Origin of the sequence: Providencia alcalifaciens DSM 30120 (genome assembly GCF_000173415.1) — a bacterium.
Classification (GTDB): Bacteria; Pseudomonadota; Gammaproteobacteria; order Enterobacterales; family Enterobacteriaceae; genus Providencia; species Providencia alcalifaciens.
The window spans coordinates 169,553-185,470 of sequence record NZ_ABXW01000047.1; the positions used below are offsets into that span (position 1 = coordinate 169,553).

General features: G+C 44.5%; 15 protein-coding genes and 1 pseudogene. 13 read left to right on the plus strand and 3 right to left on the minus strand.

The genetic code is table 11. The features are described 5' to 3' along the window. Positions 1-7 precede the first annotated feature (7 nt). From hybE to PROVALCAL_RS10255, 11 genes are all read left to right on the plus strand, one after another. Positions 8-493, plus strand: a complete 486-nt coding sequence (gene hybE / locus PROVALCAL_RS10205; protein WP_006662938.1) for a hydrogenase-2 assembly chaperone — start codon at positions 8-10, stop codon at positions 491-493. Then, positions 493-834 carry a hydrogenase maturation nickel metallochaperone HypA gene (gene hypA / locus PROVALCAL_RS10210; RefSeq protein ID WP_006659165.1) on the plus strand — a complete coding sequence of 114 codons (342 nt, stop codon included), beginning with the start codon at positions 493-495 and terminating at the stop codon, positions 832-834. Before hybE ends, hypA begins: the two co-directional genes overlap by 1 nt. 126 nt (positions 835-960) lie before the next feature. Then, the gene (hypB, locus tag PROVALCAL_RS10215; protein ID WP_006662939.1) at positions 961-2,070 is read left to right on the plus strand and encodes a hydrogenase nickel incorporation protein HypB; all 1,110 of its coding nucleotides are present in this window, start codon (positions 961-963) and stop codon (positions 2,068-2,070) included. Then, positions 2,061-2,357, plus strand: a complete 297-nt coding sequence (gene hybG, locus PROVALCAL_RS10220) for a hydrogenase maturation factor HybG (RefSeq protein WP_006659168.1) — start codon at positions 2,061-2,063, stop codon at positions 2,355-2,357. Before hypB ends, hybG begins: the two co-directional genes overlap by 10 nt. Beyond that, positions 2,341-3,453, plus strand: coding sequence for a hydrogenase formation protein HypD (gene hypD / locus PROVALCAL_RS10225; RefSeq protein ID WP_006659169.1), 1,113 nt, complete (start codon positions 2,341-2,343; stop codon positions 3,451-3,453). The genes hybG and hypD overlap by 17 nt, the downstream gene beginning before the upstream one ends. 1 nt (position 3,454) lies before the next feature. Beyond that, positions 3,455-4,480: a hydrogenase expression/formation protein HypE gene (gene hypE / locus PROVALCAL_RS10230; RefSeq protein WP_006659170.1), complete on the plus strand. Its 1,026-nt coding sequence runs from the start codon at positions 3,455-3,457 to the stop codon at positions 4,478-4,480. A 79-nt stretch (positions 4,481-4,559) separates the two neighbouring features. After that, the gene (locus PROVALCAL_RS10235) at positions 4,560-6,116 is read left to right on the plus strand and encodes an ABC transporter substrate-binding protein (protein ID WP_392397806.1); all 1,557 of its coding nucleotides are present in this window, start codon (positions 4,560-4,562) and stop codon (positions 6,114-6,116) included. Beyond that, entirely contained in the window at positions 6,116-7,084 is a 969-nt protein-coding gene (locus PROVALCAL_RS10240; RefSeq protein WP_006659172.1) for an ABC transporter permease, read from the plus strand. The genes PROVALCAL_RS10235 and PROVALCAL_RS10240 overlap by 1 nt, the downstream gene beginning before the upstream one ends. Then, positions 7,081-7,893, plus strand: coding sequence for an ABC transporter permease (locus PROVALCAL_RS10245; RefSeq protein WP_006659173.1), 813 nt, complete (start codon positions 7,081-7,083; stop codon positions 7,891-7,893). Before PROVALCAL_RS10240 ends, PROVALCAL_RS10245 begins: the two co-directional genes overlap by 4 nt. Next, positions 7,887-8,672 (plus strand): ATP-binding cassette domain-containing protein, encoded by a 786-nt coding sequence (locus tag PROVALCAL_RS10250; RefSeq protein ID WP_006659174.1) that lies wholly within the window; start codon positions 7,887-7,889, stop codon positions 8,670-8,672. The genes PROVALCAL_RS10245 and PROVALCAL_RS10250 overlap by 7 nt, the downstream gene beginning before the upstream one ends. Before the next feature lie 4 nt (positions 8,673-8,676). Then, positions 8,677-9,273, plus strand: a complete 597-nt coding sequence (locus tag PROVALCAL_RS10255) for an ATP-binding cassette domain-containing protein (RefSeq protein ID WP_039861848.1) — start codon at positions 8,677-8,679, stop codon at positions 9,271-9,273. Here PROVALCAL_RS10255 and PROVALCAL_RS10260 read toward each other — a convergent pair whose 3' ends face one another. Further along, a complete protein-coding gene (locus tag PROVALCAL_RS10260) occupies positions 9,274-10,167 on the minus strand; it encodes a LysR family transcriptional regulator (protein WP_006659176.1) in 894 nt (297 codons plus the stop codon). A 98-nt stretch (positions 10,168-10,265) separates the two neighbouring features. On the opposite strand from PROVALCAL_RS10260, the gene PROVALCAL_RS10265 reads away from it, so the two are divergent. After that, positions 10,266-11,597: an MFS transporter gene (locus tag PROVALCAL_RS10265; RefSeq protein ID WP_006659177.1), complete on the plus strand. Its 1,332-nt coding sequence runs from the start codon at positions 10,266-10,268 to the stop codon at positions 11,595-11,597. Between the two features lies 1 nt (position 11,598). Beyond that, positions 11,599-12,000 (plus strand): hypothetical protein, encoded by a 402-nt coding sequence (locus PROVALCAL_RS10270; protein ID WP_006659178.1) that lies wholly within the window; start codon positions 11,599-11,601, stop codon positions 11,998-12,000. 88 nt (positions 12,001-12,088) lie between these two features. Here the strand turns inward: PROVALCAL_RS10270 and rpoD are convergent. Together rpoD and dnaG are read right to left on the minus strand one after the other, a co-directional pair. Beyond that, a pseudogene (gene rpoD, locus PROVALCAL_RS10275) lies at positions 12,089-13,954 on the minus strand (RNA polymerase sigma factor RpoD); the annotation flags it as partial. A 164-nt stretch (positions 13,955-14,118) separates the two neighbouring features. Continuing rightward, positions 14,119-15,864 carry a DNA primase gene (dnaG, locus tag PROVALCAL_RS10280; RefSeq protein WP_006659180.1) on the minus strand — a complete coding sequence of 582 codons (1,746 nt, stop codon included), beginning with the start codon at positions 15,862-15,864 and terminating at the stop codon, positions 14,119-14,121. Positions 15,865-15,918: the final 54 nt, after the last annotated feature.

The following is a 15,918-nucleotide window of genomic DNA, read 5'->3' on the forward strand; positions in this document are numbered from 1 at the left end:
TGAATCCATGCCAAAAGAGATCCAAGGTTACTCACAAAACCCGCAGCCTTTAGTTCAGGCTGCTTTTGAACGAGTTGCTGAGCAGTCGATGCATGATTTGTCTTTTTTGCATCCGACGATGGGTATCTATGCCAGTTCATTCTCGTTGTTTGAAAACCAGTGGGTTGGGGCGGTGATCACGCCTTGGATGTTGAGTGCGATTATTCTTCCGGGTCCTGACCAGTATTGGGAGTACCGTACTGTCGGTGAGAAGCTAGGTTTGATCCTCCCTTATGGTGAAATGACTTACACCGTTGGGGAGCTGGAAGGGTTAACGCAATATTTAGCGTGTTCCTTAATGTCACCATTAGACAGAAAGCTGACTGCAATACAGGGTCAGCATCTGACGGATGATTGTGCTCGGATGTTGCTCTCTTTACCTGTGACGGACCCTAATGTCCCTAAATCACCGGAGCGTCGCGCAGTCTTCGCTCGTTATTTGGGAGACCAATAATGCATGAAGTCTCTTTGTGCCAAAGTGCTGTTGAGATTATTGAGCAGCAAGCAAGACAGCATCAGGTCAAGAAGGTGACAGGCGTTTGGTTGGAAATTGGTGCACTCTCTTGTATTGAAGAGAGTGCATTGCGTTTTTGTTTTGATATCGCGTGCCGCGGTACCGTGGCACACGGTAGTCAGTTACATATCCTCTATCGTCCTGCTCAAGCATGGTGTTGGGATTGTAGTGAAAGTGTTGATGTCCACACTCACGATGCCGCTTGTCCTAAATGCCACGGTTTTAACCTCAAAGTTGAAAACGGTGACAGTCTGCGAATCAAAGAATTAGAAATCGAATAGATTTTTGATCTAAGAATCTTTTGTGTGATTTAGATAGGAAATTGTGAATTGACCTTGCGGTGAATCAACCTATTTTTTTGATGTTGCACTAAGCTAACTTCATCACTCACTTATGGAGTAATCATTATGTGTAGTACTTGCGGCTGTGCTTCGGGAGAGCGCAGAATTGAAGGTGATGAACACGAACATCACCATGATCATGAACATCATCATCCACATTCTCATGATCATCACCACCATGACCACCATTCGCATCAGCATGATGATCATCATCACGAACATGACCATCATCACCATGAGCATGACCACGATCATGCGGCGCAACACAGTGGCAAAACGGTGATTATCCATCACCATTATTATCATCAAGGTGATGTGAATCATTACTATCAATCAGAACCCGAAACTTGCGGCGTGAAGATTGAAAAACATAAGCATAAACATAAGCATAAACATGAGCACGAGCACCCGCATGCTCATGAACATAGTCATGAAACGGAATCTTCTTTTGCCCCCGCAGGTGACCACCATGACCTAGACTATGGGCAAGGTGAAGCGGGAACCCATGCGCCGGGCATCAGCCAAAAACGCATGTTACAAATTGAGATGGATGTTTTGGATAAAAACAACCATCTAGCTGAGCATAATCGCGAAGATTTTGCAGCGAAAAATATTCTCGCGTTGAATCTGGTTTCTAGCCCAGGTTCCGGTAAAACCACTTTACTGACGGAAACGCTTTTACGCTTACGTGACAAACTCAACTGTGCAGTGATTGAAGGCGATCAGCAAACCACGAACGATGCTCAGCGTATTCGTGAAACGGGCGTCCCCGCGATTCAGGTGAACACTGGTAAAGGTTGTCACTTAGATGCACAAATGGTGCATGATGCAGTAGACCGTTTAGGCTTAGATGACAATAGCTTACTGTTCATCGAAAACGTGGGTAATTTAGTTTGCCCTGCGAGCTTTGATCTCGGTGAGCGCCATAAAGTTGCGGTATTGTCTGTCACTGAAGGTGAAGACAAACCATTGAAATACCCACATATGTTTGCCGCATCAGACATTATGATCCTGAACAAAATCGATTTATTACCGTATCTGCATTTTGATGTTGAAGCGTGTATCGCTAATGCAAAACGAGTGAATCCGAATATCCAAGTGATAAAAGTCTCTGCCACCAGTGGTGAAGGAATGGAAGCTTGGCTTGCGTGGCTGGAGACTCAGCTATGTGCTTAGGAATACCGGGTAAAATCGTCGCGGTGGGCGAAGATGTACACCAATTGGCGCAAGTTGATGTTTGTGGCGTAAAACGCGATGTCAATATTGGGTTGATTTGCGAAGGTGACACCGCGGATTTATTAGGTCAATGGGTCTTAGTGCACGTTGGCTTCGCGATGAGTGTGATTAACGAAGAAGAAGCTCAAGCTACCCTTGATGCACTAATGGCGATGAGCCAATTAGATCATGAAGTGGGTGATTTTACTGGGTTAAATTCGGGAGCAACAGATGCAGTACGTCGATGAGTTTCGCGACCCTGCCTTGGCAAAAGCATTATTGGCGCATATCCGCAAGCGTATTGCGGATATCCCAAGAGCCAAGCAGCGCCCATTGCAGCTAATGGAAGTGTGTGGTGGACACACCCATGCGATTTTCAAGTTTGGTATTGACCAGCTTCTTCCTCCTGAAATTGAATTTGTACATGGACCCGGTTGCCCTGTCTGTGTGTTACCAATGGGACGAATTGATGGCTGCATTGAAATTGCAGAACGTCAAGAGGTCATTTTTTGTACTTATGGTGATGCCATGCGAGTGCCGGGTAAAAATGGTTCACTGCTTGATGCCAAACGCCGTGGTGCAGATGTGCGGATCGTCTATTCGCCATTAGATGCATTAAATCTTGCTCAGCAAAATCCTGAGCGTGAAGTCGTATTCTTTGGGTTGGGTTTTGAAACCACCATGCCAAGTACTGCGCTAACATTGCAGCAAGCGCGCTTGCGCCAAGTGAAAAATTTTTCCGTATTTTGCCAACATATCACCATTATCCCAACGCTTCGTAGCTTACTTGAACAGCCTGATGTGCGAATAGATGGTTTCCTTGCACCGGGGCACGTCAGCATGGTGATAGGGTCCCATCCTTACCAATTTATTACTCAAGAATTCCATAAACCGTTAGTTGTAACGGGCTTTGAACCTCTCGATATTTTGCAATCTCTTGCCATGCTGGTGGATCAAATTGCAGAGGGGCGCTGTGAGGTAGAAAACCAATACAAACGTATTGTGGCGGATGAAGGTAATCGACTGGCTTTGAAAGCCTTAGATGAGGTTTTTGAGTTGAAAGCCTCCAGCGAATGGCGTGGACTAGGCGAAATTGCTGGTTCTGGTGTTCAATTAACGCCTGATTATCAAATATTCGATGCTGAGCTGCGTTTTAATATTCAGCCTCATCAAGTGTCGGATGACCCTCAAGCGCGTTGTGGTGACGTGCTAACGGGGCGCTGTAAACCGAATGAATGCCCACTGTTTGGGCAACGTTGTACACCACAAACTGCATTTGGCGCACTGATGGTCTCTTCTGAAGGTGCCTGCGCTGCGTATTACCAATATCGTCGGGAGGCGTAAAATGAGCTCAGATACTAAAAATGTGGTCACTATGGCTCATGGTAGCGGTGGTTTAGCGATGCAGCAGCTGATTGAAGAGCTGTTTTTACAGGCGTTCGCTAACCAAGCACTCGATGAACGTGAAGACCAAGCGCGCCTTTCTCTCGCAGACATGACGGCATTAGGCGATCGTTTAGCATTCAGTACCGATAGCTACGTGATTGACCCTATTTTTTTCCCCGGTGGCAATATTGGGAAACTGGCGGTTTGCGGTACGGTGAATGACGTAGCGGTTAGCGGTGCTGTTCCTAAATACCTCTCTTGCGGTTTTATTTTAGAAGAAGGTTTACCTCTCTCAGAATTGCAAATCATCGTTGAGTCGATGGCTGCAACCGCTAAAGCGGCAGGGGTACAGATCGTGACTGGAGATACCAAAGTCGTACAGCGCGGCGCAGCAGATAAAATTTTTATCAATACCGCAGGCATTGGGGTGATACCCACAGAAATAAACTGGGGTGCACAGCAAATTGAAGTGGGCGACAAAGTGATTGTCAGCGGAACGTTGGGAGACCACGGAGCAACCATTCTGAATTTGCGTGAACAGTTAGGTTTGGAAGGTCAACTTAGTAGTGATTGTGCGGTTTTGACACCCATTATTGAACCGCTACGTCATATTGATGGCGTACGTGCATTACGTGATGCAACCCGTGGTGGTGTGAATGCGATTTTGCATGAATTTGCCGAAGCGAGTGGCTGTGGTATTTCCATCAATGAAGATGATTTACCTGTCTCTTCAGCGGTTCGTGGTGTGTGTGAATTATTAGGTTTAGAACCACTTAATTTTGCAAATGAGGGCAAGTTGGTGATTGTGGTGAAACCTGAGGCTGAACAGCAAGTTTTAGCCGCGTTACATCAACACCCATTGGGTATTCATGCAAAAACTATTGGCAGTGTGACTGAAAACAAGCAGGTCAAGCTAGTCGGCATTTTCGGTGCATCTCGCCTGCTAGACTTGCCACATAGTGAGCCATTACCTCGAATTTGTTAGTTGTTGGTATCCTAAAGCCATACCCAAAAATAAGAATCACTGATTAGAGGGATATATGATTAAAAAATTAGCGGTTGCCATGTGCCTAATGGGATTGACTCTCCAAGCACAAGCGGCTGAGCCCGCATCCTCGGCACACACTTTACGACTCGCCATTGGCGCAGAACCCACAGAAGGTTTTGACCCAATGTTGGGTTGGAGCCATGGTAGTTATCTGCTCCTGCATAGCCCGCTCTTGAAACAAAAGGCAGATCTGTCTTGGCACAGTTATATGCTGGAAAATTACCAGCATAATGCGGATGGTAAAGAGTGGACGCTAACGTTGAAAAAAGATCTGAAATTTTCAGATGGCTCACCGTTAACTGCAAAAGACGTCGTATTTAGCTACAACAATGCTGCCGCGAGCGGCGGTAAAGTGGATATGGGGAACTTTGCTAAAGCGGAAGAGATTGATCCGCTAACGGTTAAAATCACGTTGTCCTCCCCGCAAAGTACCTTTATCAATGTGCTCGGTTCGTTGGGGATCGTCTCTGCGGATAAATATGATGCGAAAACGTATGCACATAATCCGATTGGGGCAGGTCCGTACCGTTTAGTGGCGTTTCAACCTGGTCAGCAGCTGATTGTTGAGCAAAACCCGTACTATGCAGGACCTAAAAACGACTACAACAAAATGGTGTTTGTGTTCCTTGACGAAGATGCTGCATTTGCGGCGGCACAAAGCGCACAGTTAGAAGTTGTTCGCATTCCTCCTGCTGTGGCGAGCCATGCGGGTGATGTACCCAACATGAAATTGATTGAACGCTACAGTGTAGAAAACCGGGGTATCTCATTCCCAATTCCACCTGCGGGTGAAAAAGACGCACAAGGCAACCCTATTGGTAACGATATCACTTCCGATGTGGCTATCCGTAAAGCGATTAACTACGCGTTAGACCGCAAATTATTAGCAGAATCTGTTCTTGAAGGATTTGCTGTTCCTGCCTATACCGGTGTCGCAGGGTTACCTTGGAATAACCCTAAATCGTCATTCAAAGATGGGGATTTAGATAAAGCGAAAGCCATTTTGGAAGAAGCGGGCTGGAAGCTGAATAAAGATGGTTTGAGAGAGAAGAATGGCAAAGTGGCTAAATTGACCCTCTGGTACGCTAGCGGTGACACCACTCGCCGTGATTTAGCGCAAGCCATTCGCTCAAGCTTAAAACCGCTCGGTATTGAAATGGATTTAAAATCAGGAAGCTGGGAAACTGTTGAGCGACATATGCATGCCAACCCAACGCTATTTGGTTGGGGGAGTTTAGATCCAATGGAACTGGTGCATAACTACAGCAGCAAAGCGGCAGGTGTCGGCTTCTATAACGCGGGCTACTATAAAAACCCTGCGGTGGATGAAATCATCGAAGCGGCTTTACGCCAGCCAGACCAAGATGCAGCGATCCCATTATGGCAACAAGTGGATTGGAATGGCAAAGTCGGCGTTGGTATCCAAGGGGATGCTGCATGGGCTTGGCTTATGAATGTTCAGCATATTTACTTATCAAATCAATGTGTGGATTTAGGTAAAAGTGCTCCCGAAATTCACGGCTCTTGGTCTGTGTTGAACAATGTTGATGAGTGGAAGTGGACCTGTCAGTAATGCGAACAACCTTTGGGCTTTTATTGCGATTTATCTGCCTGTTAACGGTAACTGCCGTGGGGATCTTTATCCTACTGAGTTACTCGCCGATTGATCCGATCAAAGCCTATATTGGTAACGATCTGATGCATGTGCCTCCAGAGCAATACCCGCTGATCGCGGCGCGCTGGGGGCTAGACCAACCGTTATGGATGCAGTTCTGGCGTTGGTTTTCTCAAATGCTACAAGGGGATTTGGGGTATTCGATGCTTTACAATACTCCGGTTCTCCAAGTCATTTCTGATCGTATTGTTCCGTCACTGGCACTACTGGGAAGCGCATGGGTTTTTTCCGGTGTTGTTGGATTTGGACTTGGGTTGGTGGCGGGACGTTACTTGAATCGCTGGCCCGATAAACTTATTTCTACATTTTGTTATTTACTTGCCTCCATTCCGGTCTTTTGGGTCGGTTTATTACTGCTTTCCTTATTTGCTGTCACCTTAAAATGGGCGCCGATCTGTTGTGCATGGCCAATTGGTCTGGACGAACAAACGGCGACGTTCTCACAAAAAATTCATCACTTAATTTTACCGGTGATTGCCTTAGGGATGCTGGGGGTAGGAACGATAGCTCTACACACCCGTTCGAAGGTGGTAGAAGTGATGAACAGTGAGTTTATCCATTATGCACAAGCTCAAGGGGATAAAGGGTGGTCGATGATGAGGTTTCATGTGCTCAAACATGCGATAACACCCGCAATTTGTTTGCAGTTTGCCTCTGTGGGGGAGCTATTTAGCGGTGCGTTATTAGCGGAAAAAGTGTTTGCATATCCAGGGCTAGGGCAAGCGACAATTGATGCTGGGTTACGCGGAGACGTGCCATTGCTAATGGGAATTGTGATGCTTTGTGCAGTACTGATTTTCATCAGCAATACCTTAGCAGATTTGTTATTGAAACGGGTAAATAAAGGAGTGATAAGAGAATCATGACTTATAACCCGAATCGAGCTTTGATCACACTGATCCTGTCATTAAGTTGCCTAATTTTATTGGGTGGCTACGCGTTTTGGCTGCTCTCCTCTGATATTGAAATGAGCCTACTCGATAGGCGACAAGCCCCTTCATTACTGCATTTATTTGGCACGGATAATTTGGGGCGTGATCTTTTTGAACGCACATTTCAAGGGCTTGCTACCAGTTTACAAATCGGCTTAACCGCCTCGATTACCAGTGGAATTATCGCCTTAGTCATGGCGGGATTATCTTCACTGAATAAAAGTATGGATTATATGGTTCGCGGCGTGATTGATGCGCTGCTTGCTTTGCCTCATCTACTGTTATTGGTGTTGATCTGCTTTACGCTAGGGGGCGGAAAGATGGGGGTGATTTTGGCGGTGGCATTAACCCATTGGCCTAAATTAACACTTATCTTACGTTCAGAGCTCCTGCGTGTTCAGCAAACTGATTACATTATGTTATCCCACCGTATTGGCAACAGTGCGTTATGGCGCCTACGGTATCACTATCTACCCATGCTACTCCCTCAATGGATGGTCGGAACATTATTGATGTTTCCACATTCTGTCTTACACAGTGCGGCACTCAGCTTTCTTGGCTTTGGGCTAGCACCTCATGAGCCTTCTTTAGGGATTTTACTGTCCGAGGCATTACGTTATTTGAGTACGGGCGCTTGGTGGATGGTGGTATTTCCTGGTGCTGCATTGATGGGGCTAGTGTTGTTGTTTGACCAATTTGCTAAATCAGTCCAACGGTTATGGTTAAGGGGCGCAGTATGCTGAAGTTTGAAAATCTTACCATCGACGTAGCGCAATACCGCTGGCTGGGGAGAAAGCAGTGGTCTCCGTTATTGCATGATATTTCTCTGGATATTCAACCCGGTGAAATGGTGGCGTTGATTGGTGGTAGCGGTGAAGGTAAAAGTTTATTACTGCAAAGTGCATTGGGATTATTACCCGAAAATATGCGTTGCCAAGGGACCATTGAGCTCAATGGTCAGCCATTGACGGAAAAAACGAAATCTCAGTATCGAGGGAATTCTCTGTGTTACGTACCTCAAGGGGTCAGCGCCTTAAACCCATTGATTCAAATTGGTCCTCAGCTTGAGCGTGCCGCCGTACTTAGTGGGCAACATATTAAAATGCACGATGTCGCTCGGCATCTACAAGAATATAGTTTGCAATCTAGCCTTGTGAATCACTACCCAGGCCAGCTATCAGGGGGAATGGCGAAAAGGGTATTAGCGAGTAGCGCCACCTTATCGCGCGCGGAATATATTTTGGCGGATGAAATCTCCTCGTGGCTGGATGACGAGCATGCGGTACAGTTACTCGACAATATCAAATCTCTATGTCGAGATGGGCGTGGTGTGTTGTGGGTAACTCATGATCTAGCAATGGCGGTGCGCTTTGCCGACCGTGTAGCATTATTGCGTAATGGGGCACTAGAAGAGGTGCTAAGCAGCCAAAAACTCAAACAAGGCGGTGGTGGTCAGTGGATTCAATCTTTGTGGAATGCGCTGCCAGAACATCAATTTATGATGCTGGATGAGTGGAGGTAGCCGGATGCTGGAAATACAAAACTTGCGTATTGAACAGGCAGGCAGAGTGCTGTGGGATAACCTGAATTTGTCATTGGTAGATAATGAACGGCTTGGCATTTCCGCTCCCAGTGGATTTGGGAAAACGACGCTAGGACGAGTGCTTGGGCAGTGGCAAAAACCCACTGATGGGCAAGTTTTATTGAATGGTGAACCTGTTCCCCATCTCGGTTATTGCCCTATTCAGCTAGTCCCGCAGCACCCAGAAAAAAGTTTTAATCCTTATCGTACCGTAGGTTCCAGTGTACGCGATGCATGGGAGCCGGATGCCCAATGGCTAGATTGGTTATCGATAAAACCTCAATGGCTAGAACGGCGCCCAAGTGAATTATCGGGTGGAGAGTTAGCACGTATTGCGCTGCTTCGCGCACTCGATCCCCGCACTCAAGTATTAATCGCAGATGAGATGACTGCCCAATTAGATGCGCATTTACAAAAGGAAGTGTGGCAGCATTTGATCCGTATTTCACAGCAACGTCCTCTGGCAATGATTGTTTTTAGCCACAATAAAGCGCTGTTAGAGAAAGTGTGTACCAAGGTATGGACGGTGGCTGAAGCCTAATCACAGAACGATTTTTTTAACCAAAAAATCAATAAATGCCCGTGTTTTAGCGGGGAGATTTTGGGTGTTCGGGTAGAGCAGCTGAATATTTTGTTTGGGGAGTTCAAGATCTGGAAGTAAACGGATTAAGCGATGAGCATTTAAATCCTCTTCAACTAGCCATGCCGGACAAATAGCGGCACCGAGTGATGCTAATGCAAGCTGGCGGATAGTTTCTGCGGAATTAGATTCGTACTGGCTGTTTAATAGAGGCAACTCAAACTTTTCACCGTGACGGTTCTGTAGAGCATATTGGCTATCTTGTAAGTTCAGCAAAGTATGGGTGATCCACGGAATATTGGCTAAATCATCCACATTTTCAACCTGATATTGTTCGAGAAATTCCGCGGTTGCGACTAAATAAATGGCATATTCCCCTAATTTTCTCGATTTTAGGGAGGAGTTTTTTAAATTTCCTAAGCGGATGGCAATATCGAGTTTTTCTGCCAATAAATCATCAAAAGATGAATTGAAACTGTATTGCAGACGCAGTTGAGGATATTGCCGGCAAAATTCTGGGACCAGTGGCAAAACATAACGTTGCCCAAATTCGTTTGTGGAAGAAAAGCGCAATGTCCCCGTAATATTGGTCGCTAAGTTTTGATTCCTTTCAAACGCTTCCTCAATCTGTAATTGAATCCGTTTAAAATCATCGTAGAAATGTTTTCCTACCTCAGTGAGTGCAATATTGCGTGTATTTCGCACCAATAAGCTGACATTTAAGCTTTTTTCTAGCTGTTTTATATCAATACTTACCATCGAGCGACTTAGTCCTAAAACCTCGGCAGCCTTTGTAAAAGAGCCGGAATCGACAACTTGAAGAAAGCTGGTAATTTGCTTGAGATTTTTTTGCATAATCAACTCGATTGTTTGATTGAATTAAACAATGATTTTACTTCCTTTGCATCGACAGGAGAAGGGCTGAGCTCTACTCTTTGCAACCGGAGGTCACCATGTCATATCGTTATCAAATTGCGACAGTATTTCTTCTCGGTTTTTTTATTGATTGTATTAACATTTTTATGTCTGCTATTGCGCTGCCTGATATTGCATCAGCTTTTTCGACAAGCCAGTCGATGGTGGCTTGGGTCGCCAATGCTTATATTTTAGGGTTAGTGCTGATTATGCCCATTAGCTTATGGCTGGCTGGACGTTTGGGAGAAAGAAAGCTACTCACGTATTCCATGTTGCTATTTTCGCTTTCCGTTGGGTTATGTGGGCTCAGTGATTCGATTTATAGTTTAATTTTCTGGCGCTTTATTCAAGGCGTTTCTGGCGGATTATTAATTCCGGTTGGGCAAGCATTAGTGTTTGGGCTATTTCCCAATCAAGAACGCCAAAAAATATCGACTTTGATTATGACTGTTGCCTTAATTGCACCTGCATTTTCACCCGCAATTGGCGGTATGATTATTGATTCATTTTCATGGCGTTGGGTCTTCTTTGCCAATCTTCCATTTGTATTATTAGCATCAATACTTGCATGGGTCTGGGTCAAGCATGGTGAAAAACAACTTCGAGAAAAGCCCGATATTATCGGCTTACTGCTAGTGAGTCTCAGTTTGTTGGGTTTATTACTTTCATTTACTCTGTATAACGATGAGCAAAGTTGGGTACTGGCTTTATTGAGTTTTGGCGTCTCTGCGGCTTTACTGAGGATATATTTAAAATATGCCCAAAAATGCCGAGCACCTATTTTAAATTTGCTATTACTGAAGAATTATAATTTACGTAATGGATTTATTGTTTATTACGCGGTGCCTGGAATTTTCACCGGTGTTAATTTACTGAATATTTTTAACTTACAAAATAATATTGGGTTTAATGCGCAGCAAACAGGCATGTTTATGCTGGTATATGCAGCTGGCGCTCTGATCTCCATGGTGACAGGAGGCTATTTTTATCATCGTATTGGTAAGAGAAACCTCTTTGTGGTGGGGATTATTTTGCACAGTGTTGGGATTCTTACGCTGTTCTGGATAGATAGTCAAAGTCAGTTAGCATTATTGATTACTGCTTATTTATTGATGGGAATGGGCGGGGGAATAAGTGCAAATACGGCTCAAATTAGTGCATTAATTGATTTTAAAGATAAAGATTTACTGCAAGGTAGCGTGTTGTGGAATATTAACCGTCAGGTAGCTTTCAGTGTAGGGACGGTCGTACTTATTTCAGTGTTTAACCTTATTTCATTTTCATCAGAGTTAATTCGTTACCAATATACTTTTTTTATTGCAGCACTGTTGGGTCTGCTATCGTTAATTTCAGTATTTAAAGGAAAATAAAATGAATCCACAAATGTCTTTAGCTATACAGAATATTATTGATGTCCATATGCTCATTGAGGATGTATTTACGGGGCGAGATCAAGGTGAAAGTCTTCAGGCTTTATTAGGGAGTTTTGATAAGACATTTAAAATGGTCACTATTCAAGGTGCCTTGATGAATGCACAACAGGCATCTGAGTTGTTTAGTAAAAACAGAGGTGTTAGACCTTCATTAGCTATTGAAATTAGAAATATTCAGCCGCTGTTTGAGTGTGATGGCAATACATATTGGATACAATATTTAGAACATCAGACCTTGGCTGGCAAAGAAAATAGTCGCACGTCGACAGTGTGTATAAAAATTGAAGATGGGAAATATCATTGGCTGTATCTGCACGAAACGCCAATATTAGTGGCTTAATAGGAAAATATGTTTTTTAGCGGTTATTTAATAAAAAACACCTGCCGGAACAGGTGTTTGATTTTTTAGACTTGAAGACGGTTATTGCTTATTCGTCTAAGAAGCTGCGCAGAACTTCTGAGCGGCTTGGGTGACGTAATTTACGCAGCGCTTTTGCTTCAATCTGACGAATACGTTCACGGGTTACATCAAACTGCTTGCCCACTTCCTCAAGGGTGTGGTCAGTGTTCATGTCGATACCGAAACGCATACGCAGAACTTTTGCTTCACGAGCGGTTAAGCCAGCCAGAACCTCATGAGTTGCCGAACGTAAGCTTTCAGATGTTGCAGAATCTAACGGTAACTCTAATGTGGTATCTTCAATGAAATCGCCTAAATGTGAATCTTCATCATCACCGATTGGCGTTTCCATGGAGATTGGTTCTTTCGCAATCTTCAGTACTTTACGGATTTTATCTTCCGGCATTAGCATGCGTTCTGCCAGTTCTTCTGGCGATGGCTCACGGCCCATTTCTTGCAGCATTTGACGAGAGATACGGTTCAATTTGTTGATAGTTTCAATCATGTGAACCGGAATACGAATTGTACGTGCTTGGTCTGCGATAGATCGGGTAATAGCCTGACGGATCCACCATGTTGCATAAGTTGAGAACTTATAACCACGGCGGTATTCAAACTTATCAACCGCTTTCATTAGACCGATATTACCTTCCTGAATCAAATCAAGGAATTGCAGACCACGGTTGGTGTATTTCTTCGCGATAGAGATAACCAGACGTAAGTTTGCTTCAACCATTTCTTTCTTCGCACGACGCGCTTTCGCTTCACCGATAGACATACGACGGTTGATATCTTTAACCTGTTCAATTGTCAGGCCCGTTTCTTCTTCGATTTGACGCAGTCTTTGCAGACAACGCAGAACTTCTTCTTCCACTTCCAGCAGTTTTTCAGACCACGGCTTGTTCATCGCTTTTGCTGCGGTTAACCAAGTTTCGCTGGTTTCATTGCCGCTGAATAGGGTAATGAAGTTCTTCTTAGGCATTTTGCACTGCTCAACACACAGTTTCATGATGGTACGTTCTTGCAGACGAACGCGATCCATCATTTCACGCATGTTATTGACCAGATAGTCAAATTGCTTAGGTACTAAACGGAACTCTTTGAAAACTTCGGACAATTGCTCGATAGCTGCCACAGTTTTCGCATCGCTACGACCATATTGTTTAATATGGGTACGCGTTTTTTCATACTGTTCACGAAGATCAGAAAATTTTTGGCGTGCTAATTCAGGATCGATGCTGTTGTCGTCATCGCTATCGCTGTCATCGCCGTCTTCATCTTCTTCTTCTTCGTCGTCATCTAGCTCTTCTTGTGGAAGTTCAGAACCTACGTGGGTAGCTGTAGGAGCTAAATCTTCTTCCGCATTCGGATCAACAAACCCTGTAATCAGGTCAGATAAGCGGCTTTCGCCAGCTTCAACGCGGTCATACTGTTCAAGTAAGTAGGTGATAGCTTCAGGGTATTCAGCGACAGAGCACTGAACCTGATTGATACCATCTTCAATACGTTTTGCAATGTCGATTTCACCTTCACGGGTGAGCAATTCGACGGTTCCCATTTCGCGCATGTACATGCGAACAGGGTCAGTGGTACGGCCGATTTCACTTTCAACACTGGATAATACTTGAGCTGCAGCTTCTGCCGCATCTTCGTCCGTGTCGGAAGTATTTTCAGCCAAAATTAAATCATCGGCATCAGGTGCTTCTTCCATGACCTGGATGCCCATGTCATTAATCATCTGGATGATATCTTCGATCTGATCTGAATCGACGATATCTTCCGGCAGATGGTCGTTTACCTCGGCATAAGTTAAGTAACCTTGCTCTTTACCCTTGGTGACGAGTAGCTTAAGCTGTGACTGCGGGTTTTGCTCCATAAGACGGTATCCACACTTCTGAGTATTTAAATTGGTGTCGGTCGGCGAAACTAACGGCCAACAAGAACATTTAAAGGGACATTTGACTACGCGCTACGCCCTTTATATTTCGTAGCATTTACAGGCATTTGCCTTGTTATATGCGGCACTTAAGCCGTTTTGTATACTATTTTTTGGATGCTTTATGTTTTCACTCGTGAAAGAGTGATTAGACGGACTTCTTCGCGCTCTTCAGGTGTCAGCCTTTGTGTTCGTTCTTTCGCTATTAGATAGTCGAAACGCTCATCGAGGGCGCTATTAAATAGATGATTTAGAGCATCTATAAAGGTATTTTCCGCTATTTCCTCTATTTCTATATCGTTCCATGTTGCGAGTTTTTCAAGTTGTTTCGCAAAATTATTATCGCGATAACGTTCTAGCAACTGCCCTGTGTTCATTCCGGGGGTGGAACGGCAAACTTCAACCAATTCCTGAAATAGAGAAAGCCCCGGCATCTGGATATGGGCAATTCCCTCTAGTGAGGGAACAAGCTCCGAAAAGTTCGGATTTTGTACCAACAACGCGATAAGTATGCGCATTGTTGTTGGTTTCAGTTTGGGTGCCTGATAGTTAACTGGTTCAGTGCTCTCTCTATCAATCATAGCAAGAACTTGGGAAATATCCGGTACGCCAATGAAATTTCCTAGCTCTTGTGCCATATAAAGGCGCAGAGTTTCACCCGGTATCTGTTTTATCAATGGGATAGCAAGTTTACTAATTTTTGCTCGACCCTCTTGGGTTTTTAAGTCCACTTGAGGGACTAAAGAGTCAAACAAAAATGTGGAAAGACTTTGCGCATTTTCCATGCGCTGCTCAAAGGCGTCTTTTCCTTCTTTGCGTACCAATGAATCTGGGTCTTCGCCATCAGGCAAAAACATAAAACGGAGTTGGCGACCATCGGTCAAATAGGGAAGGGCGTTTTCAAGTGCACGCCAAGCGGCATCTCTTCCTGCTCTATCTCCGTCATAACAGCAAATTACGGTATCTGTTGAACGATAGAGCAATTGAATATGCTCAGAGGTTGTAGAGGTGCCAAGTGATGCAACCGCATAGCGGATGTCATACTGTGCGAGTGCTACAACGTCCATATAGCCTTCAACAACAAGTAATTTTGCAAGCTCACTACTATTTTGCGTGGCTTCATAAAGACCAAAAAGCTGGCGACCTTTATGAAAAATATCGGTTTCGGGGGAGTTTAAATATTTCGGTAAGGCATCGCCTAATACCCGTCCACCAAATGCAATCACACGACCGCGACGATCCCGAATAGGGAACATGATTCGCTCTCTAAAGCGATCATATACGCGACCATTATCATTAGTGACCAGCATACCCGCTTCATCAAGTTGCTGACGGCTTTCTGGATTCACTGCAAATTTCTTTAAAAGGTTGTCCCAGCCAGGGGGAGCAAAACCGATTGAAAAATGCGAGATAATGTCTGCACTTAAACCACGTTGGCTTAAATAATCTTTGGCTTTATTCGCCGAGGGATGATTTAAGGCAGCGCAGTAAAACTGATTTATTTTATCCATCAATTGGTACAAATTTTGACGCTGATGGAGTTCTATTTGACTGGTTCCCGTTCCTTTTTCATAAGGGACATCCAGACCATGTAATGCGGATAACTCTTCTATCGCTTCGACAAAATCGAGTTTGTCGTAATTCATCAGAAAATCGATGGCATTACCATGGGCACCACAGCCAAAACAATAGTAAAACTGTCTCTCACCATTGACAGTAAACGATGGTGTTTTTTCGTTATGAAAAGGACAGCAAGCGTGATGGTTTTTACCCTGTTTTTTTAACGGGACTTTTGCATCGACTAAATCAATGATATCGGTACGAGCGAGTAAGTCATTGATAAATGAACGCGGAATTCGTCCAGCCATAAGCCTCTTTTTCGCCTGTTGATGAACGATAATAAGCCGCGCTTCCGTTAGGAA

Coding starts and splice junctions, on each gene's coding strand:
- hypE (WP_006659170.1), top strand. CDS start 3,455: ATGAGCTCAGATACTAAAAATGTGGTCACTATGGCTCATGGTAGCGGT.
- PROVALCAL_RS10260 (WP_006659176.1), bottom strand. CDS start 10,167: ATGCAAAAAAATCTCAAGCAAATTACCAGCTTTCTTCAAGTTGTCGAT.
- PROVALCAL_RS10255 (WP_039861848.1), top strand. CDS start 8,677: ATGCTGGAAATACAAAACTTGCGTATTGAACAGGCAGGCAGAGTGCTG.
- hypD (WP_006659169.1), top strand. CDS start 2,341: ATGCAGTACGTCGATGAGTTTCGCGACCCTGCCTTGGCAAAAGCATTA.
- hybE (WP_006662938.1), top strand. CDS start 8: ATGCCAAAAGAGATCCAAGGTTACTCACAAAACCCGCAGCCTTTAGTT.
- hybG (WP_006659168.1), top strand. CDS start 2,061: ATGTGCTTAGGAATACCGGGTAAAATCGTCGCGGTGGGCGAAGATGTA.
- PROVALCAL_RS10270 (WP_006659178.1), top strand. CDS start 11,599: ATGAATCCACAAATGTCTTTAGCTATACAGAATATTATTGATGTCCAT.
- PROVALCAL_RS10245 (WP_006659173.1), top strand. CDS start 7,081: ATGACTTATAACCCGAATCGAGCTTTGATCACACTGATCCTGTCATTA.
- PROVALCAL_RS10240 (WP_006659172.1), top strand. CDS start 6,116: ATGCGAACAACCTTTGGGCTTTTATTGCGATTTATCTGCCTGTTAACG.
- PROVALCAL_RS10235 (WP_392397806.1), top strand. CDS start 4,560: ATGTGCCTAATGGGATTGACTCTCCAAGCACAAGCGGCTGAGCCCGCA.
- PROVALCAL_RS10265 (WP_006659177.1), top strand. CDS start 10,266: ATGTCATATCGTTATCAAATTGCGACAGTATTTCTTCTCGGTTTTTTT.
- PROVALCAL_RS10250 (WP_006659174.1), top strand. CDS start 7,887: ATGCTGAAGTTTGAAAATCTTACCATCGACGTAGCGCAATACCGCTGG.
- dnaG (WP_006659180.1), bottom strand. CDS start 15,864: ATGGCTGGACGAATTCCGCGTTCATTTATCAATGACTTACTCGCTCGT.
- hypB (WP_006662939.1), top strand. CDS start 961: ATGTGTAGTACTTGCGGCTGTGCTTCGGGAGAGCGCAGAATTGAAGGT.
- hypA (WP_006659165.1), top strand. CDS start 493: ATGCATGAAGTCTCTTTGTGCCAAAGTGCTGTTGAGATTATTGAGCAG.